The sequence below is a fragment of the Synechococcus sp. MU1651 genome (assembly GCF_023630635.1).
Lineage (GTDB): Bacteria > Cyanobacteriota > Cyanobacteriia > PCC-6307 > Cyanobiaceae > Parasynechococcus.
Genome location: NZ_JAKUHJ010000003.1, coordinates 33,393 through 56,155 on the forward strand (window position 1 = coordinate 33,393; position 22,763 = coordinate 56,155).

A 22,763-nucleotide genomic window follows, 5' to 3' on the forward strand; every position below is an offset into this window, starting at 1 on the left:
CGATGTCCCGGATGGCCACGCCAACAGGCCAACACGCCACCACCTCAAACGTGATCCTGCGACCCGCAGACCAGCGCTTCCACAGCCAGCTGGACTGGCTCGATTCCTGGCACAGCTTCAGCTTCGGCAGCCATCAGGATCCGAACTGGATGGGCTTCGGCCCCTTGCGGGTGATCAACGACGACACCATTGCTGCAGGCCAGGGGTTCGGCATGCACCCCCACCGGGACATGGAAATCATCACGGTGATGGTGGAGGGGGCCCTGAGCCATGCCGACTCGATGGGCAACAGCGCGGTGCTGCATGCCGGCGAGGTGCAACGGATGAGTGCCGGCAGCGGCATCGTTCACAGCGAAATCAATCAAACCGGCGCGCCCTGCAGGCTGCTGCAGATCTGGATTGAGCCTGCACAGCTGGGCATCCAGCCCGCCTACGAGCAGAAACCCTTCGCCATCGGCGAGGGCTGGACGCCCCTGATTGAGCCCGACGCCACCGGAGATGCGATGGCCATCGAACGTCCCGTGCGCCTCTGGCGTGCACAACCGCAACGCCAACAGCAGTTGCCATTGCCCGCCGCCAAGGAGCGATGGCTCTGGCTTCAGATGATTGATGGGGAGCTGACGCTCAACCGTGAAGGCTCCCCCACGCAGGCGCTGCGGCGGGGCGATGGGCTGGGCCTGATCCAAGACGCAGCAACACAAGGCGAGCTGATCGGCCTCAGTGAACGCGCCGACGTGCTGCTGTTTGCCCTGGCGTGAAGCAATCCGGAAAAGATCTGGTGCAAGTGCGTGACACCAGATCTTGTGCCCTGAAATGACGAAGTCACTTCCAAACAATCCCTAGAGCGATGGGATTCATGAACGGTCAGGAGCCCTCGGTTCGGTACCGCGGCTTTCTTTTGATGCCTCAAACCAACCGGAGCTGGCTGGTGAGGCCGGAACGCAGCCCGATGCGATTGCTGCCCTTCCGCACACCAACCTGCTCATTGGCCGACGTCAAAGCCCTGCTGGACTGGCGTCTGGCCCAGGAAGAATCGGAAATCGGCGTGGCCTGAACTCAGGCCGCCGCCGGCGGTGGAGTGGGATCGCCCACCGGTTGAAAAGGAATCACCAGAGTGGCCCAGTGATCGGGCCGCTCGGGGCGGCTGCGACGAGAACGGCGCGTGCCAAAGGGAACCCGAATCACATTGGTTCCTTCAATTGACAAGGTATGGCCGTGATTGAAGGCCGATTCCAGACCCTCAGGAAGTTGAGGAAGGGCAGGCCCTTCAACGCTGCTGAGCGCAGATTTCTTGTTGTTGTCCCGATCCATGGTGTCCCCCGACAGACGAATCAGTTGTCGAACAGTTTGACCGAACTCGCAAGGGCGATGAACGGAATCAAACCAATTTTTCCACTTTCAGTGAAAATTTACATGCTCTGAACCCCTTGCACCAGGGCTTCAAGCCGCCACAGCCACCGCTTCCACCGACGGACAGGTGCACACCAGGTTGCGATCACCAAAGGCGTTATCAATCCGTGCCACCGCGGGCCAGACCTTGTTCGCCTGCTGGCCCTCCATCGGGAAGGCGGCCTGCTGACGGCTGTAGGGACGATCCCAGTCATCCGCTGTGACGGCAGCGAGGGTGTGCGGAGCCCGCTTGAGCGGGTTGTTCCGAGGGTCGCTGCTGCCGGCTTCAATGGCGCGAATCTCCTGGCGGATCGCCACCAGGGCATCGGCGAAACGATCCAACTCCGCCAGGCTTTCGCTTTCGGTGGGCTCCACCATCACCGTGCCGGCCACCGGCCAGCTGACGGTGGGCGCATGGAAGCCGTAGTCCATCAAACGCTTGGCGATGTCATCCACATCGATCCCCGCATCCCGCTTGAGCGGGCGCAGGTCAAGGATGCATTCATGGGCCACCCGGCCGGTGCTGCCGCGAAACAGCACGGGGTACGAGGCGTCGAGCCGATGGGCCAGGTAGTTGGCCGACAACAGCGCCACAGCACTGGCCTGCCTTAGGGCCTCCGCCCCCATCATCCGCAGGTACATCCAGCTGATCGGCAAGATGCTGGCGCTGCCGAGCGCAGCTGCGGACACCGGACCGATGGCCGATGCGGCGCCGGCCTGCAAAGGGTGCCCCGGCAGGTAGGGCGCCAGATGCGCCGCAACACCAATGGGCCCCACGCCTGGGCCACCGCCCCCATGGGGGATGCAGAAGGTCTTGTGCAAGTTGAGGTGACAGACATCGGCACCGAAAGCACCGGGACGGCACAGCCCCACCTGGGCATTGAGGTTGGCCCCATCGAGGTACACCTGCCCGCCGTTCCGATGCACCACCGAGCAGATCTCACGGATACCGGTTTCAAACACGCCGTGGGTGGAGGGGTAGGTGACCATCAGCGCCGCCAGCCGGTCCGCGTGCTCAGCCGCCTTCGCCGCCAGATCCTGCTGATCGATGTTGCCCTCGTCATCACAGGCGACGGCCACCACCTTCAGGCCGGCCATCACGGCACTGGCTGGATTGGTGCCGTGGGCGCTGGTGGGGATCAGACAGATGTCGCGATGGGCTTCACCGCGGGAGCGGTGCCAGGCGCGGATCACCAGCAGCCCGGCGTATTCCCCCTGGGAACCGGCATTGGGCTGCAACGACACGGCGGCGAAGCCCGTCAGGGCGGCCAGCCATTGCTCCAAATCGTCGGCAAGACGGCGATAGGCCTGGGCCTGATCGGCTGGGGCAAAGGGATGCAAGGCCGCAAACGCAGGCCAGCTCACCGGCTGCAGCTCAGCGGCGGCGTTGAGCTTCATGGTGCAGCTGCCCAACGGGATCATCCCGTGCACCAGCGACAGATCACGGCTCACCAACCGCTGGATGTAGCGCAACAGCTCTGATTCGCTGCGGTACTGATGAAAAACCGGCTGGCTCAGCCAGGGCTGGCTGCGCTGCGGCAGGGAAAGGGACGGGGCCTGCTCAGCCTCGAGCTGCGGGGTGGCCTGACCGCAGGCCTCCGCCAGCAGAGCGAGCAGGGCTTGCAGCTCCTGTTGGTCCGAGAGCTCATCGAGGCTGATACCGAATCCGGTGGCGTCCGCCGGCGCTGCACCATCAGGCAGCACCCGCAGATTGAAACCAGCAACGGCGGCAGCGCGGTGCACAGCCGGTGCCGACGCACAGTGCACGGTGACGGTGTCGAAGCGGTCAGCCAGCTCCAGCGGATAACCAAGGACCCGCAGGCCCTGCTCCAACTGACTGCGCAGGCCAGCGATGCGCTGGGCGATGGCCTGCAGACCATCAGGGCCATGGTGCACCGCATAAAACGAGGCCATCACGGCCAGCAGCACCTGGGCCGTGCAGATGTTGCTGGTGGCCTTGTCGCGACGGATGTGCTGCTCACGGGTTTGCAGCGCCAAGCGCAGGGCCGAACGGCCTTCCGCATCCTTGGACTGCCCCACAAGACGGCCCGGGATCTGGCGCTTGTAGGCCTCAACGGTGGAGAAGAAGGCGGCGTGAGGACCACCAAATCCCATCGGCACCCCCAGGCGTTGGGCGCTGCCCACGGCAATGTCGGCCCCGAGGGATCCCACGGGCGCCATCAGGGTCTGCGCCAGGGGGTCGATCGCCACGGTGACCAAGGCACCGGCGGCATGGGCCGCTTCGATCACGGCGGTTGGATCCCAGAGGCATCCATCAGCGCCGGGCAACTGCAGCAGAACACCAAACACCGAGGCATCGATCGGCGCTGTGGCCGGGTCGATCCGCTCAAGGCTGATGCCGAGGGGTTCGGCGCGGGTCTGCAGCACCGCCCAGGTCTGAGGCAGCACATTGGCGTCCACCAGGAACCGTGTCGCTTCAGGGCGACGGCACACCCCGAAGCTGAGGCTCATCGCCTCGGCGGCAGCGGTGGCTTCATCAAGCAGCGACGCGTTGGCGATCGGCAAGCCCGTGAGCTCACTGATCAGGGTTTGAAAGTTGAGCAGAGCCTCCAGACGACCCTGAGCGATTTCCGCCTGGTAGGGGGTGTAGGCGGTGTACCAGGCCGGATTCTCAAAAACGTGGCGCTGGATCAGGGCCGGGGTTGCCGTGCCGTAGTAACCCAGCCCGATCAGGGAGCGACGCAGCGTGTTGGTTTCACTCAACTGCTTCAGCTGCTGGAGGGCCTCCGCCTCCCCGCAACCCTCGGGCAAGGCATCAACCGGCGGCTTGGGATCAAGGATGTCGGCGGGCACGACATCAGCGATGAACTCCTGCAGATCGCTGTAGCCCAGGGCATTGAGCATGCGGAGTTGTTCCGCCTCACTCGGGCCGATGTGCCGCTGCGCAAAAGGAGAAGTCAACGTCGAATGCACAGCCCGCCGGACGATCGTAAGAGCGAAGCCCCGGCGCTGATGAGAGGCGGCGTCGATGTCAGCCGGCGTTGACCTTGGCGCCGTAGGCCTCGGCGGTCATCAGGCTGTCGAGCTCGGAGGGATCCGACGGACGCAGCACCAGCAGCCAGCCCTCACCGTGGGGGTCGTTCTGCAGTTCCTCCGGACTGGCCAGCACCGCTTCATTGCGTTGCACCACCTCGCCGGCAATCGGTGCGTACATGTCTTCCACGGCCTTCACCGACTCCACAGAGCCAAAGCTGGTGCCCTTCGCCAGGCTGGCGCCCACATCCGGCAGATCCACGAACACGATGTCGCCCAGCTGATCAACGGCGAAGGCACTGATGCCCACCCGCACCAGCTCGCCATCGGCATTGGCGTACTCGTGGCTGTCGGCGAAGCGAAAAGAGTCGGGGAACGCGAACGCCATCGAGGCTGTTTCAGGTGGTCCCAGTCTGCGGGAGATTGATCAGTCCTGCCGCATTGAGGTCACACAACGCACGCGAGAGGGCCAGGCGAATGTGGGCGCGATGGGTGCCGCCCTGCACATAGAGGTTGAACGGTTCCCGCAGCGGCGCATCGGCCGAAAATTCACTGGTGGAACCGTCGATGAAGGTCCCCCCGGCCATCACCAGATCCGAGGCATAGCCTGGCATCGAGGCCGGCACTGGATCGAGGTAGGCCCCGATCGGCGACATCGCCTGGAAGGCACGGCACACCACCTTGAGGGCATCGGGACTGCCCAGCCGCACCGCCTGAATCAAATCGCTGCGCACGGCCCCGGGTGCTGGATTGACGGGGAAGCCCAGCCGCTCAAACACCCCCGCCACCAGATCGGCACCAATCAAGGCCTCCGACACCATCTGCGGTGCCAGGAACAGCCCCTGGAGCACCAGCCGCTGCAGATCAAATCCCGTGCCGCCCTCACTGCCGATGCCCGGCGCCGTGAGCCGGCAGCAGGCCTGCTCCACCAGATCGGCCCGTCCAGCAATGTAGCCGCCGGTGGGGGCGATGGTGCCGCCGAGGTTCTTGATCAACGATCCAGCGATCAGATCCGCCCCAACCGCCGTCGGTTCCAGCTCCTGCACCAACTCGCCGTAACAGTTGTCGACAAAGACAACGCAGTCGGGCTGGCGGGCATGGATGCGCTCACACAGCCCTGCGATCTGCTCAACCGTGACCGACGGACGCCAGCTGTAGCCGCAGCTGCGCTGGATCAGCACCATCCGGCAGGGCTGCTCCAAGGCCTGGTTCAAGGCCGCCTCATCCACCGCCCCATCCGGCTGCAGATCGATTTCGTCGTAGGCAACTCCGAATTCCGCCAGGGAACCCTGGCCCTTGCCGCGCAGACCGATCACCTCCTCAAGGGTGTCGTAGGGACGACCCGTGATCGAAAGCAGACGATCTCCGGGCCGCAGCACGCCAAACAGTGCAGCGGCGATGGCGTGGGTGCCGCTGACGAATTGCAAGCGCACCGCGGCGGCTTCGGCCCCCAGCACCCGGGCAAAAACCCGATCCACCACCTCGCGCCCCTGATCCCCGTGGCCGTAACCGCTGAGCGACGCAAAGTGCTGGGTGCCGACGCGCTCCGCCGCCAGGGCCTCCAACACGCGCTGCAGGCGTTGCCCCACCGCCGCCGTCCTCGCTGCAGCCAGGTCGGCCTGCTCCCGCGCCACCGCGTTGATCAGGTCCTCTGCAAACGCACTGATCACCACTTGCCTGACGGATGTCATGCCTTCCTAAACCCTGGCCAACGCCAGAATTCACAACGCGGGAAGCCGCTGCCATGCGGCAACTCCTTTAGATTTCTGTGACTAACGGCACCATCCGCTCCCTGGTTTTCCTGTCTGAGCGGCTCTGTCAATCCAAGGAGAATCCGCTTGGTTTCCTCGCAAACAGCTGACACCCGCGAGCTTCGGCAGCGGGCCGCGGTGATGGCACCGCGCGACCGACTTCCCGCGCGTCAGCGCAAATTCAAGATGGGAACCACCAGCTTCATGCTGGTGATGCACGTGCTCGCCACCGTGGCGCTGCTGCCGCGCTTCTGGAGCTGGCAGGGCGTTGTGGCCTTCGGCGTTCTCTATTGGATGACGGTGCTGGGCGTCACCCTGGGCCTGCACCGTTTGGTGGCGCACCGCAGCCTGGTGGTGCCGGTGTGGGTTGAGCGCATCCTGGTGCTGATGGGCACCCTGGCCTGCCAGAGCGGCCCGATCGAATGGGTGGGTCTGCACCGCCATCACCACCGTTTTTCGGATCAGCCCACGGATCACCACGACGCTGGCCGTGGCCTGTGGTGGGCCCACAGCGAATGGATGTTGCATGACATCCCGGCCCTGAAGGAACTCGACCGCTACGCCGGCGACCTGCAGTGCGACCCCTTCTACCGCTGGCTCGACCGCTGGTTCCTGCTGCTGCAGATCCCCCTGGGCCTTGGGCTCTACTGGTTCGGTGAAGCCGCCCAGGTGCACGGCGGTGGCCTTGGCCTGGTGCTCTGGGCCATTCCTCTACGCCTCGTGGTCGTGTATCACGTGACCTGGCTGGTGAACTCCGCCACCCACGCCTTCGGCTACCGCAATTTCGATTGCCCCGACCTCTCCCGCAACTGCTGGTGGGTGGCACTGCTCTCCTTCGGTGAGGGTTGGCACAACAACCACCACGCCCATCCGGCCAGTGCACGCCACGGTTTGCGCTGGTTCGAGTTCGATCTCACCTGGCAGCACGTGCGCTTGCTCAAGCGCCTCGGACTGGCCAGCCGGATTCGCACGGCCCGCTACGTCCCCGGAGCCTCCTGAGGCTCAAAGCAACCTTCAACAACCGGCCACGTCGTAACGTGGTCGATCGCACCCGTCTCCATCCTTCATACCGGTCCCATGCCTAAGCGTGTACAAGTCGTTCTGAATGAGGACGTCCTCAGCCTCGGCAAGGACGGAGACCTGGTGGAAGTGGCTCCTGGTTACGCCCGTAACTTCCTGCTGCCCTTCGGCAAAGCAGTGCCCCTCACCCCTGCTGTGATGAAGCAGGTGGAGCACCGCCGTGCCAAGGAAGCTGAGCGTCAGGCCGCTCTTAAGCAAGAAGCCATCGACTTCAAGACTGCCCTCTCCACCATTGGTCGCTTCACCGTGAAGAAGCAGACCGGTGAAGACAACGTGCTGTTCGGCACCGTCACCAACGGTGACGTGGCAGAAGCCATCGAAACCGCCACCAAGAAGGAGATCGACCGCCGCGACATCGTGGTGCCTGAGATCCACCGCACCGGCAAGTACACCGTGACGGTGAAGCTGCACAGCGAAGTCACCGCTGAGATCAACCTGGAAGTGGTCGGCTACTGATCGCTGTCAATTGACACTCAAACGGCTCATTCGAGCCAAAGTGTGATCCCTTCGCTTCACGCCCTGCCGCCATGGTGAGCGTCCCCCTGCCAGAGAACAATGATGGGGGACGCCGAGGTTTTGGCAAAGGCCGCGACGATGAGCCCAATTTCGAGGCTCTGCCCGATTCGCTTCCGCCCCAGAACCTGGAGGCGGAGGAAGCGGTGCTGGGCGGCATCCTGCTCGATCCCGATGCAATCGGGCGCGTGGCCGATGTGCTGCAGCCGGACGCGTTTTATCTGAACGCCCACCGGGAGATCTTCCGCACCGCCCTGATGCTGCACGGCCAGGGCAAGCCTACGGATCTCACCGCCATGAGCGCCTGGCTGGCCGACACCGGCGCCCTGGAGAAGGTTGGCGGCAACAACCGACTGGTGGAGCTGGTGGAGCGGGTGCCGTCCACCGCCTCGATCGAGCAGGTGGCCCGGCTGGTGATGGACAAGTTCCTGCGCCGCCAGCTGATCCGCTCCGGCAATGAAGTGATCCAGCTGGGCTTTGATCAGAGCCTGCCGATGGAGCAGGTGCTGGACCAGGCGGAGCAGAAGATCTTTGCCATCAGCCAGGAGAAACCCTCCAAGGGGCTCACCCCCACGGCCGAAATCCTCACCCAGACCTTTGAGGAGATCGAAAGCCGCTCGCTGGGCACCTCGGTGGCCGGCATCCCGGTGAACTTCTACGACCTGGATGCGATGACCCAGGGCCTGCAGCGCAGCGACCTGATCATCGTGGCGGGCCGGCCAGCCATGGGCAAAACCTCGATTGCGCTGAACCTGGCCAAAAACGTGGCACAGCTGCACGACATGCCGGTGTGCCTGTTCTCCCTGGAGATGAGCAAGGAGCAGCTCACCTACCGCCTGCTCTCGATGGAGGTGGGCATCGAAGCGGGCCGGCTGCGCACCGGCCGCCTGCAACAGGAGGAATGGCCGCTGCTGGGCCAGGGCATCAACAGCCTGGGTCAACTGCCGATCTTTATCGACGACAAACCGAACTCCGGTGTGCTGGAGATGCGCTCGCTCTGCAGGCGGCTGATGGCCGAACAGGGCAAGGAGCTGGGGCTGGTGATGATCGACTATCTGCAGCTGATGGAAGGCTCGGGCTCGGACAACCGCGTGCAGGAGCTCTCGCGCATCACCCGGGGCCTGAAGCAGATGGCCCGGGAACTGAACGTGCCGGTGATTGCCCTCTCCCAGCTGAGCCGGGGTGTGGAGGCACGCACCAACAAGCGACCGATGCTGAGCGACCTGCGGGAATCGGGCTCAATCGAGCAGGACGCCGACCTGGTGCTGATGATCTACCGCGACGAGTACTACAACCCGGAAACCCCCGACCGCGGCATCACCGAAGTGATCGTGACCAAGCACCGCAACGGTCCGGTGGGCACGGTGAAGCTGCTATTCGAACCGCAGTTCACCCGCTTCCGCAACCTGGCGGCCTGAGGCAACTCAGATAATGGAGCCATGAGCTTCAGCGCCGCCCCCACCGAATCCTTCGACGTGATCGTGGTCGGCGGCGGTCACGCCGGTTGTGAAGCGGCCATCACCGCAGCCCGGCTGGGCCTGAACACGGCCCTCTTCAGCCTCAATCTCGATCGCATCGCCTGGCAGCCTTGCAACCCAGCCGTCGGTGGTCCCGCCAAAAGCCAGCTCGTCCATGAAGTGGATGCCCTCGGCGGGGTGATCGGTCGCCTGGCCGATGCCACCGCCATCCAGAAGCGCATCCTCAATGCCAGCCGCGGCCCAGCGGTGTGGGCACTGCGCGCCCAAACCGACAAACGCCTCTATTCCCGCCAAATGCTGCAACTGCTGCAGCACACCCCCAATCTCGCCCTGCGCGAAGCGATGGTGACCGGCCTGGAAACCAGCGGTGAAGGCGACCAGCAACGCATCAGCGGCATCCGCACCTATTTCGGCAGCGTCTACGGCGCTGAGGCCGTGATCCTCACTGCCGGCACCTTCCTAGGCGGCCGCATCTGGGTGGGGCATCAATCGATGGCCGCCGGCCGCGCCGGAGAACAGGCCGCCGAAGGACTCACCGAAGCACTGCAGCAGCTCGGCTTCCAGAGCGACCGGCTCAAAACCGGCACCCCCGCCCGGGTGGACCGGCGCAGCATCGCCCTCGATCAACTGGAGGAGCAGCCCAGCGATGCGGCCGATCGCTTCTTCTCCTTTGACCCGGCCGCCTGGGTAAGCGGTGAGCAGATGAGCTGCCACATCACCCGCACCACCGCAGCAACCCATCAACTGATCCGCGACAACCTGCACCTCACTGCCATCTACGGGGGCGTGATCGACAGCAAGGGCCCGCGCTACTGCCCCTCGATCGAAGACAAGATCGTTCGCTTCTCGGACAAGGACAGCCACCAGATCTTCCTCGAACCGGAGGGGCGCGACACCCCGGAGATCTATGTGCAGGGCTTCTCCACCGGCTTGCCGGAACCGATCCAGCTGCAACTGCTGCGCAGCCTGCCGGGGCTGGAGCAGGCCGTGATGCTGCGGCCGGCTTACTCGGTGGATTACGACTATCTGCCCGCCACCCAGCTCAAGCCTTCCCTGGAAACCAAGCGGGTGCGCGGCCTGTTCAGTGCCGGCCAGCTCAATGGCACCACGGGCTATGAGGAAGCCGCCGCCCAAGGCCTGGTGGCCGGCGTCAACGCCGCCCGGCTGATCGGCGGCCAGGAGCCGGTGCACTTCCCCCGTGAGGGCAGCTACATCGGCACGATGATCGACGATCTGGTGAGCAAGGACCTACGCGAGCCCTACCGGGTGCTCACCAGCCGCAGCGAATACCGCCTGATCCTGCGGGGTGACAACGCCGACCGCCGTCTCACACCATTAGGCCGTGAGCTGGGCCTGATCGACGACCGGCGCTGGCAGCTGTTCGAAGACAAACTCCAGGCGATGGAGGGGGAAAAGCAGCGGCTGGAAAGCGTGCGGCTCAAGGTAAGCGATCCAGTAGCGCCGGCGGTGGAACAGGAAACCGGTGCAGCGATCAAAGGCTCGATCACCCTGGCCGACCTGCTGCGCCGCCCCGGCATGCACGCCGCCGATCTGGTGCGCCATGGCCTGGCCGATGCCGATCTGCCCCTGCCCGTGCGCGAGGGGGCTGAGATCGACATCAAATACAGCGGCTACCTGCAACGCCAGCAGCAGCAGATCGATCAGGTGAAACGCCAGAGCCAGCGCAAGCTGCCGGCCGATCTCAACTACGCCGGCATCGGCACTCTTTCCAACGAAGCCCGGGAAAAGCTCACGGCCATTCAACCCAGCACCCTGGGGCAGGCCAGCCGCATCCCTGGCGTTAGCAAAGCCGACATCACCGCCCTGCTGATGTGGCTGGAACTGCAGCAAAGGGAACGCCAACCCCTCGCCCCCACCGCAGAAGCTCGATAGCGTTGGACTCCTGAAACCTCTGCAGTGCCAGCCCGGGTTCCCACCTCACCTGCCTATTGGAACCTGCGGGCTGAGCAGGTGATGGACAACGTGTTCGACCGCGAGACGGTCACCGCCCCAAGCCAGCCGCACCTGGTACCGGTGGATGTGGATGTGCACGAACCAACCACCAAACCAAACGAACCCAGCGAACGCCGCTCCCCCTCCATCTGGCTGCTGCCGCTGATCAGTGGCATCGCCGTTGCCGGAGTGATCTGCAGCGCCTGGCTGGTGAGCAGCCTGCAACGCTCCCGCCTGGAGCTGGAACGGAAGCAAAACGCCGCCCTGATCGAGCAGCTGCGCGAGCAAGTGGCTGCCCAAGAAAGCCGCGCCGAAGAGACGGCAACGCCCGAGGACGCCGCCCTCGCGATCCAAAGCCTCGAACCGCTGACCGTGCCGATCCAACAACCCTTGACGGTTGAGCCGCTGGGCAGCGATAAGTCATTGGAGCCGATGGGACCGATCCCGCAACTCACCGGTGTGGTGAAGGGCCCCGGTGGCAGCAGTTCCGCCATTTTTCAACTGGGGCAGCGATCGGTGTCCGCCGGCATCGGCGAAGGAATCGGCAGCAGCGGCTGGGTGCTCAGCGAGGTCACCGACAGCGGTGCCGTGATCAGCCGCAACGGCCAACGCCAAACCCTCTCGGTGGGAGGACTGTTCTGAACCCCACCCCCCGTCTTCATCCATCGCCGCACCAGCTCTGGCAAGCCCCCACCGATGCGGTGCTCTCAGCGGAGGGACCGCGTCAACTGCCCGGCCCCTGGCGGCTGATGCTGCTGGGCGATGGCAGCCCCACCCGCCACCTGCGCCTGCTCACCGGTTCGCCCGTTGCCGTGGATCTGATCGCCATGGAGGCCGACCAGACCGACCACCCCGGGGCACCTGAAGAGGTGAAGGAATTGATGGCACCACTGCTGCGCCGCCAGGTGTGGCTCACCTGCGGCGGCACCCCGCTGGCCTGGGCCGAAAGCTGGTGGAACCAGGCCGCAGCGGATTGGCACCTGCGCGACCGCAACCAGCCGATCTGGAAAAGCCTCACCGAAGGGCGTTCCGAGCTGTTCCGTGAGGTGGATGGCTTAGCGCTGGTGGAGGGGGACTGGCTCGACCACACCTTTGGCCATCGCGGCCCCTACTGGAGCCGCCATTACCGCTTCTTCCGCCAGGGCAAGGCCCTCACCGTGATTCGCGAAGTGTTCAGCCCGCAACTCGAAACCTGGCTCGGGCCCACGCTGCGCCAGGAGTTTCAACAAAATTCATGAACAAACCTGCGGGTTTGTTGGGATTTGCTCTTGACAACTTGCCATTGGTTGTGCTCACAGGAAGATGTGGCCAATTCGGCTCACCGTGTCATGGCTGCCACCACCTCCTGGCTCAGCCTCACCGACCTCGGTCGGATCTACGGCATTTCGGCGATTCACTGCGGCAAGACCCTCGAGCATCAAGGCTGGCGTGACAGGCGAGGTCGCCCCACCCAAAGCGCCCTTGACGCCAATGCCGCCATGCAGACCGGCCCCCATGGCCAGGGACGCACCGTGCTCTGGAACCGCACGGTCTGCAGCCAGCTGCTGGAACAGAAGGGCTATGAGCCGATGAGCCGCAGCCTGCAAGTGGAGCAGTGGACCCAACTGCTGGAAGCGCTGCAGGTGGGATCCCCATCGATCACCGCCACAGCGGACCAGATGGCGGAAGAGATGCCCGGAGAGCTGCTCGACGATGTGAACCATCAGCTCGCTGCACGGGGCTGCCGCTACCGGGTCAGCCCGCGCTCATTGCACGCGAGGCATTAGTCGATCCGGCGGCGGCTGGAGCGCGGCAAGGCCCGGCGGGAGCCGGTGGGATTGGGCGCGGCTTCGGGTTCCGGACGAGCTGCCGGCTGGGCAGAGCGCGACCAGCGCTGCACCCGGAAGCTGTCGTCCTCCGGCCACTCGCCCTGTTCTGCTGCATTGAACTCCTGAGCCACAGGTGGCGTTGATGGGGGCGCTGGAGTCTGCGCTGCTGCTCCGCGGCGGCTGCGGCGGGAGATCGCATCAAGGGGGCGACGGGCGGAACGCATCGAACGTGCAGGCTCTGGCCGACCACGGCCAGCCTCTTGCCAGGGCTCCTGCCAGTCGTCGTCCTCCTCCAACAGCCACTCGACCTTTTCGCCGACCCAGCGGCCCACCGAATCGAGATCCAAACCGGAGCGCCGCCCTCCAGGCCGTTGTCCTGGTCGCCGACCGGACACCCCATCGACGAGCTGACGGCCGGTTTCCAAGAACTGGTCAAGACGGCGATCCCGCTGATCACGGAACCGGTCCAACCGATCGAAACGCTCCTCCATCCCCTGACGTTACCGACGGCGGCGGCGCAACCACTGTTCCCGCCGTAATCCCAGCAACACAATCACCACACCACCGCACTCCAGGGCGAGCCAGAACACCTCCATCTAGCCCTCCGCCTCCACATAACTGAGCACGCAGCTGGCATCCCATCGTCCATGGAAATGCTCGACGCAACAGGCCCGGCACGCGGCATTGCGTGTGCGCCTTCGGCATGGGGTGCGACGGCCGCAACGGGGACAGACCGCCAGCCAACGGGGCGGCCGGGGCGGCACGGGATAGCTGTGGCGAATGCTCACCTGAAACCGGCTCTGGGCCGCATTGATGGCGGCCATCCGGGCCCGGAACAGCGGCCCGTGGCTTTCGCGGCGACGCTGCACCAGATCAACCCAGGCGTGGATCATCTCGTGGCAGAGCGTGCTTTCCGTGGCGATCTGCGGTAAGGGCTCAAGCACCGGCCGCGACAGCACGATCTCGCTGCCGCGGCCCTCACCCACACCGGGGCCACGGCGGTAGAACCCCGCCGTGCGGCTCATCCGGCCATCGCTCCAGCGCACCGCCGTCAGCGGCTGACCCCCATCCACCAAAGCACCGCCGAAATGCTCCCGGTTGAGGCGGTGAAACAGCGGCAGCAGGGGCTGCAAAGGCACAGAATGGGGGGGGAGGAGATCCGAATCAGCGCCATCCTGCCGTGGTCAGTCAGACTCGGCCCTGCTTTGACAGCTGGTGATGGAACTGGGACTGGTGCGGGAGATCGGCAGCAAAGCTCTGCTGGCCGGGGGTCTCACCCTGCTGGGGTACTGGATCTACAACGCCGTGAAGCTGGTGCTCGACGCCCGCGGCATCAATCCCCTGATCAAGCAGTTCTTCACCCAGGTGGCTGCCGGCCGCATTGATGCCGCCTACCTGCTCACCACCAAGGCCTACCGCCAGCACGTGAGCCGCCAGCAGTTCATCCGCTTCCTGGCGGGCCTGAAGCTGAACAAGTTCCGCAATCTCAAGTCCGGCCGCCCCCGCGTGCAGGAAGGCAACTTGATCCTCACCGTGAAGCTGAAGTCCGAAGGCGACGAAGAGCTCCCCCTCGACTTCACCTTCACCAAGGTGGACGACAACTGGCGCATTGCCCGCATCAACCAGGTCAATGGCTGATCCGCACGAGCGGGCCGCGGAACTGCGGCAGCTGCTCAACCGTGCCGGCCACGCCTATTACGTTCTCGATGCGCCAGTGATGGAGGACGCGGTCTACGACCGCCTCTACCGCGAGCTGCTCGAACTAGAACAGAACGATCCGGGCCTGCAGCGGTCCGACAGCCCCACCCAGCGGGTGGGCGGAGCTCCGGCGGAGGGGTTCACCAGCGTTGAGCACCGCTTGGGCATGCTCAGCCTCGACAACGCCTTCAACCGCGACGACTTGCAGGCCTGGCACGAGCGGCTGCTCAAGGTGCTGGACCGTCCCAGCGACACCCGCCTGCCCCTGGTGGGGGAACTGAAAATTGACGGCAACGCCCTGGCCCTGAGCTACCGCAATGGGGTGCTGGAGCGGGCCACCACCCGGGGCGATGGCAGCCGCGGTGAAGAGATCACCGCCAACGTGCGCACGATCAGTTCCATTCCGCTGCGGCTGCAGATCGAGAACCCACCGGAATGGGTGGAAGTGCGAGGGGAGGCCTTCATCCCTGATGCCACCTTCGCGGCGATCAATGCCGAACGGGAGCAACGGGGTGAAGCGCTGTTCGCCAATCCCCGCAACGCCTGCGCCGGAACCCTGCGCCAACTGGATCCGAAGGTGGTGGCCGCCCGCCGGCTCGACTTCTTCGCTTACACCCTGCACCTGCCGGGTGACGCCCAACCCCCCGGCCAATGGGCGGCTCTGGAGTGGCTGAAGACGGCCGGTTTCCGCGTGAACCCGAACCGGGAACGCTGCGAAGACCTGGCCGCCATCCAGCGCTTCTGCGACCACTGGGAGCAGGGACGTCATGACCTCCCCTATGCCACCGACGGCGTGGTGGTGAAGCTGGACGACCTGCAGCTGCAGGACGAAGCCGGCTTCACCCAGAAGGCCCCGCGCTGGGCCATCGCCCTCAAATACCCAGCCGAAGAAGCCCCCACCCGTCTGCTCCGCGTTGGTGCTCAGGTGGGCCGCACCGGTGCCATCACCCCCGTGGCTGAATTCGAAGCAGTCGCGCTGGCCGGCACCAGCGTCAGCCGCGCCACCCTCCACAACGCCGATCGAATCGCAGAACTGGATCTGCACCTGGGCGACACCATCGTGGTGCGCAAAGCCGGGGAGATCATTCCCGAAGTGGTGCGGGTGCTGCCGGAGCTCAGGCCCAGTGACGCCACCCCAGTGCAACTGCCGCAGCACTGCCCCGAATGTGGCTCCAACCTGGTGCGGGAGGGAGATGAAGCCGCCACCCGCTGCGTGAACAGCAGCTGCCCGGCGATCCTGCGGGGTGGCCTGCGGCACTGGGTGAGCAAGGGTGCCCTGGATGTGGATGGGCTCGGCAGCAAGTTGATCGAACAGCTGGTGGACCGCGGCCTGGTGGGCTCGCTGGCCGATCTCTACCGCTTGGATGCGGCCCTGCTCGCCAGCCTGGATCGGATGGGCGACAAGTCGGCCACCAACCTGGTGGAGGCCCTGGAGGCCTCCAAACAGCAGCCCTGGCATCGCCAGCTCTATGGCCTGGGCATCCGCCACATCGGCGAGGTCAACGCCAAAGCCCTCGCGGCCGCTTTCTTCAGCATCGACAGCCTGGCAGCAGCAGCACTGGAGGCCCCGGAGCAGATCGCAGAACTGCATGGCATCGGCCCGGAAATCAGCGCCAGCCTTGGCCAATGGCTGCGCACTCCCGCCAACCAACAGCTGCTGCAGGACTTGCGCAGCGTTGGGCTCTCCCTGGAGGCGAGTGCCTCCGAACAGCAGGCCGCCAGCCAAGCCGGAGCTGACGCCGACGGCGTGCTGCAGGGCAAAATCCTGGTGCTCACAGGCACACTCCCCAACCTCAGCCGCAGCGAAGCCAAAGCGCTGATCGAAGCGGCCGGCGGCAAGGTGAGCGGCAGCGTCAGCAAGAAGACCGACTACCTGGTGGCGGGCGAAGCTGCCGGCAGCAAACTGACCAAAGCCGAAAGCCTCGGGGTGGCGGTGCTCAGCGAAGCCGACCTCACCGCCCTGCTGCAGCCATGAGCCCATCCACCCCTGCCCTGCACCGCTGGATCAAGACCGACTGCGGACGGGCCAAGTTGGCTGAGCTGCAGCAGCGCACCGGCCCCGCCAACCGCGCACGTCTGGCCTGGTTCATCCTGATCGCTGCCCTGCGGGACTGGCGTCTGCCCAATCCCGATCAGAGCGACGTCTCCACATCCTGAAGCGCCCGCCGAGCCGCTCGGCTCACCAGCCAAACCACGGCCAACGTGGCAAGCACCCCCACCACCCGCAGCACCCAGGTTCCAGCATCGGCCTCACCCCCCAGCACCTCACCGAAACGGGCCACATCGCCGGCCAGTGCCCCCAAACCGCAGAACAGCACCGTGCCAGGGAGGATGCCGATCAAACCGATGCTGTAATCCCGCAGGCTCACCTCACTGAGGCCGTAAGCCAGGTTGAGCAGCGAGAAGGGGAAGGCGGGCGAGAGGCGCGTCAGCAACACCAACTTCAGGCCCTCCTTGCTCACGGCACGCTCCACCGCCTGTAACTTGGGGAGCTGCTCCAACCGGCGCCGGGCCCAGTCGCGCAGCACCGACCGCCCCAGCAGAAACACCACCACCGCCCCGAGGCAGGCCCCAACAAACACCAGGCCACTGCCAAGCCAGGTGCCGTAGAGCACCCCGGCCAGCATCGACGCCCAAACCCCCGGCAGCAGCAGCGTCACCCAGAGGGCATAGAGCGGCATGAACAGCAGAGCCCCAGCGGGGGAGCGCAGCAGCTCCAACACATCCGGCAGCCAGTGCTGAACCAAGGAGATCAAGCGAAATCACCCACGCATGGCGTGGAGCATTGCACTAACTCGATGCTGAGGTGTAGAAGCGCAGGGCAAAGAGCCAGAAGGCCCGCGCCGCCGCAAAGAACAGCACCGCAAGAGCCAAGCCCGCCAGCAGCATCGGTGCGGCGGCCTCACCCAACAACACCTGGGCCGGAACCGTGGTGAGAAAGGCCACCGGCAGCACCAGGGTGAACAGCAGGCGCAGGGCAGGCGGGTAGGCGTTGAGGGGATAACGGCCGGAGGCCAGCAGGGCCCGCAACACCTCAGTGGCATTCCAGGTTTTGACGAACCAGATGCTGGTGGCGGCGATCAGAAACCACAGCGAATAGAGGATCAAGCCACCGGCCAGCAGCATCACCAGCACGGTAAAGAAGGAGGGCAGAGTGAACACCACACCGGCCTGATGGCTGCCCCAGGCCAGAAGCCCAAGCCCCAGGCCGATCTCCGGCAGCCCCGCCGGCGAGAGCGTGCGCAGCGACAACCAGAACTGGCTGTCGATCGGTTTGAGCAGCACGAAATCCAGGGTGCCCTCACGCACATGGGTGACGATCGCCCCGAGGTTGGGGCGCAACCAGGTGGTGGCCATGCCATCGAACACCGTGTAGAGCCCCTGCACCATCAGGGCCTGGGCCCAGCTCCAGCCCCCCAACGTCTGATCGGGGCCATAGAACAGCGAGAGCAGGAACAGGCTGCCGCTGAGGCTCATCGCCACCGCCAGCAGCTCGATCAACACGTTGGCCTGATACTCCAGCTGCACGGCCACGGCCGTGCCCCAGAAGCGACGCAGGGTTCGCCAGTAGCGCCCCATCAGGCCCCCATGGCGCTGTAGCGCCGCACGCCGGCCCGCCAGAGCAGCAGCACCAGCGGCAACAGCAGAGCGATCCAGGCCAGTTGCGCCCCGAAGCCCGCCAACAGATCCACCGGCTGGCCTGCCAGCACCCGGGCCGGGAAGTCGATCAAATACGGGAAGGGCGTCCACTGGGCCAGGGCCCGCACCGCCGTCGGAAAGGCCGTGAGCGGTGCCAGCAGACCGGACAGGAACAGGAAGGGAATGAACTGCAGACGCTCCAAGGCACTGGCCTTCTCACTCCAGAAGCAGAGGGCCGCAATCAGGCTCTGGAACAGAAAAGCGATGGCGAAGGCCAGCCAGGTGGCCAGCCAGGCCAGTAAGAAGCCCCCCAACGACGGCAACCAGAAGGCCTGGGGCCGCACCGCAAAAAACACCGCTGCGATCAGAGCCGCGAAGGGCAGACGGGTGAGCTGCTCGCCGAGGTGGGCCGCCACGTAACGCCAGAGCGGATGCAGCGGTTGCAGCAGGTAAGGAGAGAGCCGGCCCAGCAGGGCGTCTTCCTCGAAGGCGTAGACCACCCACACCACCGAGAACTGGCGCACCAGAAAAGCGCTGAGGAAATAGCGATCCAGGGCCACACCATCCAGCCCCAGCCCTGAGCGCGCGTCGCTGCCGCTCCAGACGCTGAGCATGATGAACGGCAGCACCCCGGACAAGGCCCAGAGGGCGATCTCGGCGCGGTACTCGAGCATGTGGGCGTACTGGGAGCCCAGCAGCACCCGGATGATCCGCCGGTTCAGCCCGAAGATCCGCATCAGACACGCCCCTGCCGGAACAACCCACCGATCAGCTCTTCGATCGGTGGATCGGTGACATCCAGATCACGCACGGGGAAGCGGTCCAGCAGTTGCGCCACCACGGCGGTGAGCTGATCGCGGGGCACCAGCAGCCGCACATCACAGCCCTCCAGCTGCTCCAAACGCCCCAACCCCGCCAAGGCATCGGCTGCAACGGGCGACTCCAACTCGAGCCGCACCTCCCGCTCCGGTGCCAACTGATCAGCCAGCGCTTCCAGAGGGCCGTCGTGGAACAACCGCCCCTGGTGGATCAACAGCACCCGGGGGCAGAGGGCCGTGATATCAGCCATGTAGTGGCTGGTGAGCAGCACCGTTGCCCCCGTGCGGCGGTTGTACTCGGCCAGGAACTGCCGCACCCGGGCCTGGGCATTCACATCCAGCCCCAGGGTCGGTTCATCGAGGAACAACACCTCCGGCTCGTGCAGCAGCGCCGCCAACAGTTCGGCCTTCATCCGCTGGCCCAGGGAAAGCTTGCGCACCGGCCGGGTGAGTTCCTCCCCCAGCTCCAGCAGATCGGCCAGCTCCTTGATCCGCCGCCGGGCCACAGCATCAGGGATGCCGTAGACCGCTGCATTCACCCGCAGCGAATCCATGGGCGGCAGGTCCCAGAGCAGCTGCTGCTTCTGCCCCATCACCAGGGTGATCCGGCGCAGAAACTCCGCCTGACGGCGCTGGGGCCGGTGCCCCGCCACCTGCACCTCGCCGGCGCTGGGGTGGATCAAGCCGCAGAGCATCTTCAAGGTGGTGGTTTTGCCGGCGCCGTTGGCACCGAGAAAGCCCACCATCTCCCCAGGTTCAATCCGGAAGGAAACGTCCTGCACCGCGGTGACGTCCCGGGTGCGGCGGCGAATGAAATGGCACAGGGTGCCGGCCAAGCCGGGCTGCTTCTCGGCAACCCGATAAATCTTGCTCAGCTCCTCAACCTGAATCACAAACTCAACTCAGATCCGCCAGGCGCTTGCGCGCCAGATCGGCCTGGGCCTGCTTCTCATCGAGGTTGGCTTGGCATTCCGCCACCACCTCCGGCGGGGCTTTGTCGGCGAAGTTGGGGTTGCCCAACCGGCCCGCCAGGCCCTTGATCTCCTTCTCCGCCTTGGCGATGTCTTTCTCGAGGCGCCCTTTCAGCGCATCGAGGTCCACAAGGCCTTCGATCGGCAGCAGCACCTGCAGCTCACCGCTCACCCCCGCCAGGGCCTTGGCCACCGGAGCCGCATCAGCCTCCGCCGGCGCCATCACCGCCACCGACTCGGCTCGCGTTAACGCCCTGATGTCGGCCGTGCCCTTGCTGAGCACAGCCGCCAGCTCACCGCGGCCGGTGACGAAGCGCACCGGTACCGGTTGCGAGGGCTTGAGGCCCGCCACCGCACGCAGGTTGCGCACCACACGGATGGCACCGATCAGCTCAGCGAACGAGGCTTCCAACGCATCATCCAAAGCACTTTCATCCAGCTCCGGCCAGGGCTGCAGGGCCAGGAAGGTGGTCTCCGGCTCGCCGGTGACGCTGTGCCAGAGCTCCTCGGTGAGGTGGGGCATCAGCGGATGCAGAATCAAGTGCATCTGACTGATCACCTTGGCCAGCACCTGCTTAGCCACCCGCTGATCGGCGAGGGCCTCGGCTGAGGGGTTCTCACCGGGGTTGAGCCGGCGCTTGCTCAGCTCCAGATACCAGTCGCAGACGTCGTTCCAAGCGAACTCGTAAAGCCCCTTGGCGGCTTCACCCAGGCCATAGCTGCTGTAGCGCTCGGCCGTCTCCCGGTTCACCCGGGCCAGGCGGGAGAGGATCCAGCGGTCCGCCAGCTGCAGGGCAGCGGGATCGGGGTCACCGAGTTGGGCCGGCGTTTCGCCGCCCAGGTTCATCAGGGCGAAGCGGGTGGCGTTCCAGAGCTTGTTGGCGAAGTTGCGCGACGCCTCCACCGTGGCGGAGGTGTCCTTCTTGCGGTCGTAGTCCAGACGAATGTCCTGACCGGCACCGGCCACTTCCCGCACCAGGGCGAAGCGCAGGGCATCGGTGCCGTAACGGTCGATCAGCAGCAGCGGATCGATGCCGTTTCCGGCGCTCTTGCTCATCTTGCGGTTCTGCTCGTCCCGCACCAGGCCGTGGATGTAGACGTCCTGGAAGGGCATCTCGCCGGTGAAGGCGCCGGCCATCATCGTCATCCGGGCCACCCAGAAAAAGATGATGTCGAAGCCCGTCACCAGGGTGCTGGTGGGGTACCAGCGCTGCAGGTCGGCGCTGTCAGCATCGGGCCAGCCCAGGGTGGAGAAGGGCCAGAGGCCGCTGGAGAACCAGGTGTCGAGCACGTCTTCGTCCTGCTCGATCTCCGCCGCGGCGCCATACTCCGCCTTGGCCTTTTCCAGGGCTTCAGTTTCGTTGCGGGCCACCACGTAGGGCGTGGTGTCGGTGTACTTACCACCGGTCTCGCTGATCACGAACCAGGCGGGGATGCGATGGCCCCACCAGAGCTGGCGGCTGATGCACCAGTCGCGGATGTCCGTGAGCCAGTCGCGGTAAACCTTCTCCCAGCGCTCGGGGATGAAGCGGGGATCCTGCTTCTCGAGGGCCTCACGGCAGCGGGCCGCCAGGGGCTCGGTTTTGACAAACCACTGGGTGGAGAGCAGCGGCTCCACCGGCACCTTGCCGCGGTCGGAATAGGGAACGCTGTGGCGGTAGTCCTCCACCTTCACCAGCAGCCCCAGCTCCTCCAGGCCGGCCACCACAGCCTTGCGGGCCTCGAAGCGATCCAGCCCCTCGAACTGGCCGGCCTCCTTGTTCATCGTGCCGTTCTTGCGCATCACTGTGATCTGGGGCAGACCGTGGCGCTGGCCGATGGCGAAATCATTGGGGTCGTGGGCCGGCGTCACCTTGACGCAGCCAGTGCCGAAGTCCTTCTCCACGTGGTCATCGGCCACGATCGGAATCTCCCGCCCCACGAACGGCAGGGTGAGAGTCTGGCCCACCAGGTGGGCATAGCGCTCATCGGTGGGATTCACCGCCACCGCTGTATCGCCCAGCATCGTTTCGGGCCGGGTGGTGGCCACCTCCAGGTTGCCGTCGCCGCTGCTGAGCGGATAGCGGAAATGCCAGAGGTGGCCGTCCACCTCCTTCATCTCCACCTCCAGATCACTCACCGCCGAACCGGAGGCGGGACACCAGTTCACCAGGTATTCGCCGCGGTAGATCAGCCCCTGCTCGTGCAGCCGCACGAAGGCCTCCTTCACCGCCTCACTCAGGCCCTCATCGAGGGTGAAGCGCTGGCGCTTCCAATCCACGGAATAGCCCAGGCGCCGCAGCTGACCCACGATCCGGCCACCGCTCTCTGCCTTCCACTGCCAGGCCCGCTCGAGGAACGCCTCACGGCCGAGGTCGTGGCGGGTCTTGCCCTCCTCTTTGAGCTGCTTCTCAAGGATCGTCTGCACCGCGATCGAGGCGTGATCGGTGCCGGGCAAGCAAAGAACGTTCTTTCCCGCCAGGCGCTGATAGCGCACGATCGTGTCGATCAGGGCCGTGTTGAAGGCGTGGCCCATGTGCAGGCTGCCGGTGACGTTCGGCGGCGGGATCACCACAGAGAACGGTTCACCGGGGGCCTTCGGGTCGGGATGGAACGCTCCCTGGTCCTCCCAGGCCTGCTGCCAGCGGGCCTCCGTGCCAGCCGGGTCGTAGGTCTTGGCCAGTTCGGGCAC

At 65.4% G+C, this 22,763-nt stretch carries 23 protein-coding genes; 12 read left to right on the forward strand and 11 right to left on the reverse strand.

Annotation, left to right across the window (positions count from 1 at the left end):
- Positions 1–2: 2 nt before the first annotated feature.
- Together NCN05_RS04205 and NCN05_RS04210 are read left to right on the forward strand one after the other, a co-directional pair.
- Entirely contained in the window at positions 3–758 is a 756-nt protein-coding gene (locus NCN05_RS04205; RefSeq protein ID WP_250397133.1) for a pirin family protein, read from the forward strand.
- 89 nt (positions 759–847) lie between these two features.
- Positions 848–1,054: a hypothetical protein gene (locus tag NCN05_RS04210; protein ID WP_250397134.1), complete on the forward strand. Its 207-nt coding sequence runs from the start codon at positions 848–850 to the stop codon at positions 1,052–1,054.
- 2 nt (positions 1,055–1,056) lie between these two features.
- Here NCN05_RS04210 and NCN05_RS04215 read toward each other — a convergent pair whose 3' ends face one another.
- The 4 genes from NCN05_RS04215 to NCN05_RS04230 form a co-directional block, all read right to left on the reverse strand.
- Positions 1,057–1,311, reverse strand: coding sequence for a hypothetical protein (locus NCN05_RS04215; RefSeq protein WP_250397135.1), 255 nt, complete (start codon positions 1,309–1,311; stop codon positions 1,057–1,059).
- Between the two features lie 129 nt (positions 1,312–1,440).
- Positions 1,441–4,311 (reverse strand): aminomethyl-transferring glycine dehydrogenase, encoded by a 2,871-nt coding sequence (gene gcvP / locus NCN05_RS04220; protein ID WP_250397136.1) that lies wholly within the window; start codon positions 4,309–4,311, stop codon positions 1,441–1,443.
- Between the two features lie 70 nt (positions 4,312–4,381).
- A complete protein-coding gene (gene gcvH, locus NCN05_RS04225) occupies positions 4,382–4,771 on the reverse strand; it encodes a glycine cleavage system protein GcvH (protein ID WP_115081278.1) in 390 nt (129 codons plus the stop codon).
- Positions 4,772–4,781: 10 nt separating this feature from the next.
- On the reverse strand, positions 4,782–6,074 hold the full coding sequence (locus NCN05_RS04230; RefSeq protein ID WP_250397137.1) for a methionine gamma-lyase family protein: 1,293 nt from the start codon (positions 6,072–6,074) through the stop codon (positions 4,782–4,784).
- Positions 6,075–6,275: 201 nt separating this feature from the next.
- Here NCN05_RS04230 and NCN05_RS04235 point away from each other — a divergent pair, with 201 nt between their 5' ends.
- The 7 genes from NCN05_RS04235 to NCN05_RS04265 all read left to right on the forward strand — a co-directional run bounded on the left by NCN05_RS04235 (position 6,276) and on the right by NCN05_RS04265 (position 12,924).
- Positions 6,276–7,133 (forward strand): acyl-CoA desaturase, encoded by an 858-nt coding sequence (locus NCN05_RS04235; protein ID WP_369792014.1) that lies wholly within the window; start codon positions 6,276–6,278, stop codon positions 7,131–7,133.
- 78 nt (positions 7,134–7,211) lie between these two features.
- Complete coding sequence (rplI, locus tag NCN05_RS04240; RefSeq protein ID WP_115081280.1) at positions 7,212–7,670, forward strand: 50S ribosomal protein L9; 459 nt, start codon at positions 7,212–7,214, stop codon at positions 7,668–7,670.
- A gap of 71 nt (positions 7,671–7,741) precedes the next feature.
- On the forward strand, positions 7,742–9,145 hold the full coding sequence (dnaB, locus tag NCN05_RS04245) for a replicative DNA helicase (protein WP_250397138.1): 1,404 nt from the start codon (positions 7,742–7,744) through the stop codon (positions 9,143–9,145).
- Between the two features lie 21 nt (positions 9,146–9,166).
- On the forward strand, positions 9,167–11,098 hold the full coding sequence (gene mnmG, locus NCN05_RS04250) for a tRNA uridine-5-carboxymethylaminomethyl(34) synthesis enzyme MnmG (RefSeq protein ID WP_250397139.1): 1,932 nt from the start codon (positions 9,167–9,169) through the stop codon (positions 11,096–11,098).
- A gap of 24 nt (positions 11,099–11,122) precedes the next feature.
- Positions 11,123–11,800, forward strand: a complete 678-nt coding sequence (locus NCN05_RS04255; protein ID WP_250397140.1) for a pilus assembly protein PilZ — start codon at positions 11,123–11,125, stop codon at positions 11,798–11,800.
- The gene (locus tag NCN05_RS04260) at positions 11,797–12,396 is read left to right on the forward strand and encodes a chorismate lyase (protein ID WP_284500287.1); all 600 of its coding nucleotides are present in this window, start codon (positions 11,797–11,799) and stop codon (positions 12,394–12,396) included. The genes NCN05_RS04255 and NCN05_RS04260 overlap by 4 nt, the downstream gene beginning before the upstream one ends.
- A gap of 90 nt (positions 12,397–12,486) precedes the next feature.
- Positions 12,487–12,924: a hypothetical protein gene (locus tag NCN05_RS04265; RefSeq protein WP_250397142.1), complete on the forward strand. Its 438-nt coding sequence runs from the start codon at positions 12,487–12,489 to the stop codon at positions 12,922–12,924.
- On the opposite strand, the gene NCN05_RS04270 is transcribed toward NCN05_RS04265, so the two are convergent.
- Entirely contained in the window at positions 12,921–13,457 is a 537-nt protein-coding gene (locus tag NCN05_RS04270; RefSeq protein WP_186541508.1) for a hypothetical protein, read from the reverse strand. The two genes, NCN05_RS04265 and NCN05_RS04270, sit on opposite strands and share 4 nt — an antisense overlap.
- 105 nt (positions 13,458–13,562) lie before the next feature.
- Positions 13,563–14,105 (reverse strand): SprT family zinc-dependent metalloprotease, encoded by a 543-nt coding sequence (locus NCN05_RS04275; protein ID WP_115009846.1) that lies wholly within the window; start codon positions 14,103–14,105, stop codon positions 13,563–13,565.
- A 79-nt stretch (positions 14,106–14,184) separates the two neighbouring features.
- Between NCN05_RS04275 and NCN05_RS04280 the strand changes: the two genes are divergently transcribed.
- Genes NCN05_RS04280 through NCN05_RS04290 form a run of 3 tightly spaced genes read left to right on the forward strand, consistent with a single transcriptional unit; the run spans position 14,185 to position 16,821 of the window.
- Positions 14,185–14,604: a hypothetical protein gene (locus NCN05_RS04280; protein WP_114987734.1), complete on the forward strand. Its 420-nt coding sequence runs from the start codon at positions 14,185–14,187 to the stop codon at positions 14,602–14,604.
- Complete coding sequence (gene ligA, locus NCN05_RS04285; RefSeq protein ID WP_250397143.1) at positions 14,597–16,639, forward strand: NAD-dependent DNA ligase LigA; 2,043 nt, start codon at positions 14,597–14,599, stop codon at positions 16,637–16,639. The genes NCN05_RS04280 and ligA overlap by 8 nt, the downstream gene beginning before the upstream one ends.
- The gene (locus tag NCN05_RS04290) at positions 16,636–16,821 is read left to right on the forward strand and encodes a hypothetical protein (protein ID WP_114987736.1); all 186 of its coding nucleotides are present in this window, start codon (positions 16,636–16,638) and stop codon (positions 16,819–16,821) included. The genes ligA and NCN05_RS04290 overlap by 4 nt, the downstream gene beginning before the upstream one ends.
- On the opposite strand, the gene NCN05_RS04295 is transcribed toward NCN05_RS04290, so the two are convergent.
- Genes NCN05_RS04295 through NCN05_RS04315 form a run of 5 tightly spaced genes read right to left on the reverse strand, consistent with a single transcriptional unit; the run spans position 16,797 to position 22,763 of the window.
- Positions 16,797–17,420 carry a TVP38/TMEM64 family protein gene (locus NCN05_RS04295; RefSeq protein WP_250397144.1) on the reverse strand — a complete coding sequence of 208 codons (624 nt, stop codon included), beginning with the start codon at positions 17,418–17,420 and terminating at the stop codon, positions 16,797–16,799. The two genes, NCN05_RS04290 and NCN05_RS04295, sit on opposite strands and share 25 nt — an antisense overlap.
- A gap of 34 nt (positions 17,421–17,454) precedes the next feature.
- Positions 17,455–18,243: an ABC transporter permease gene (locus NCN05_RS04300; protein ID WP_250397145.1), complete on the reverse strand. Its 789-nt coding sequence runs from the start codon at positions 18,241–18,243 to the stop codon at positions 17,455–17,457.
- Positions 18,243–19,040, reverse strand: a complete 798-nt coding sequence (locus NCN05_RS04305; RefSeq protein ID WP_250397146.1) for an ABC transporter permease — start codon at positions 19,038–19,040, stop codon at positions 18,243–18,245. Before NCN05_RS04305 ends, NCN05_RS04300 begins: the two co-directional genes overlap by 1 nt.
- Entirely contained in the window at positions 19,040–20,014 is a 975-nt protein-coding gene (locus tag NCN05_RS04310) for an ABC transporter ATP-binding protein (RefSeq protein WP_250397147.1), read from the reverse strand. Before NCN05_RS04310 ends, NCN05_RS04305 begins: the two co-directional genes overlap by 1 nt.
- Positions 20,015–20,018: 4 nt before the next feature.
- The gene (locus tag NCN05_RS04315) at positions 20,019–22,763 is read right to left on the reverse strand and encodes a valine--tRNA ligase (RefSeq protein ID WP_250397148.1); all 2,745 of its coding nucleotides are present in this window, start codon (positions 22,761–22,763) and stop codon (positions 20,019–20,021) included.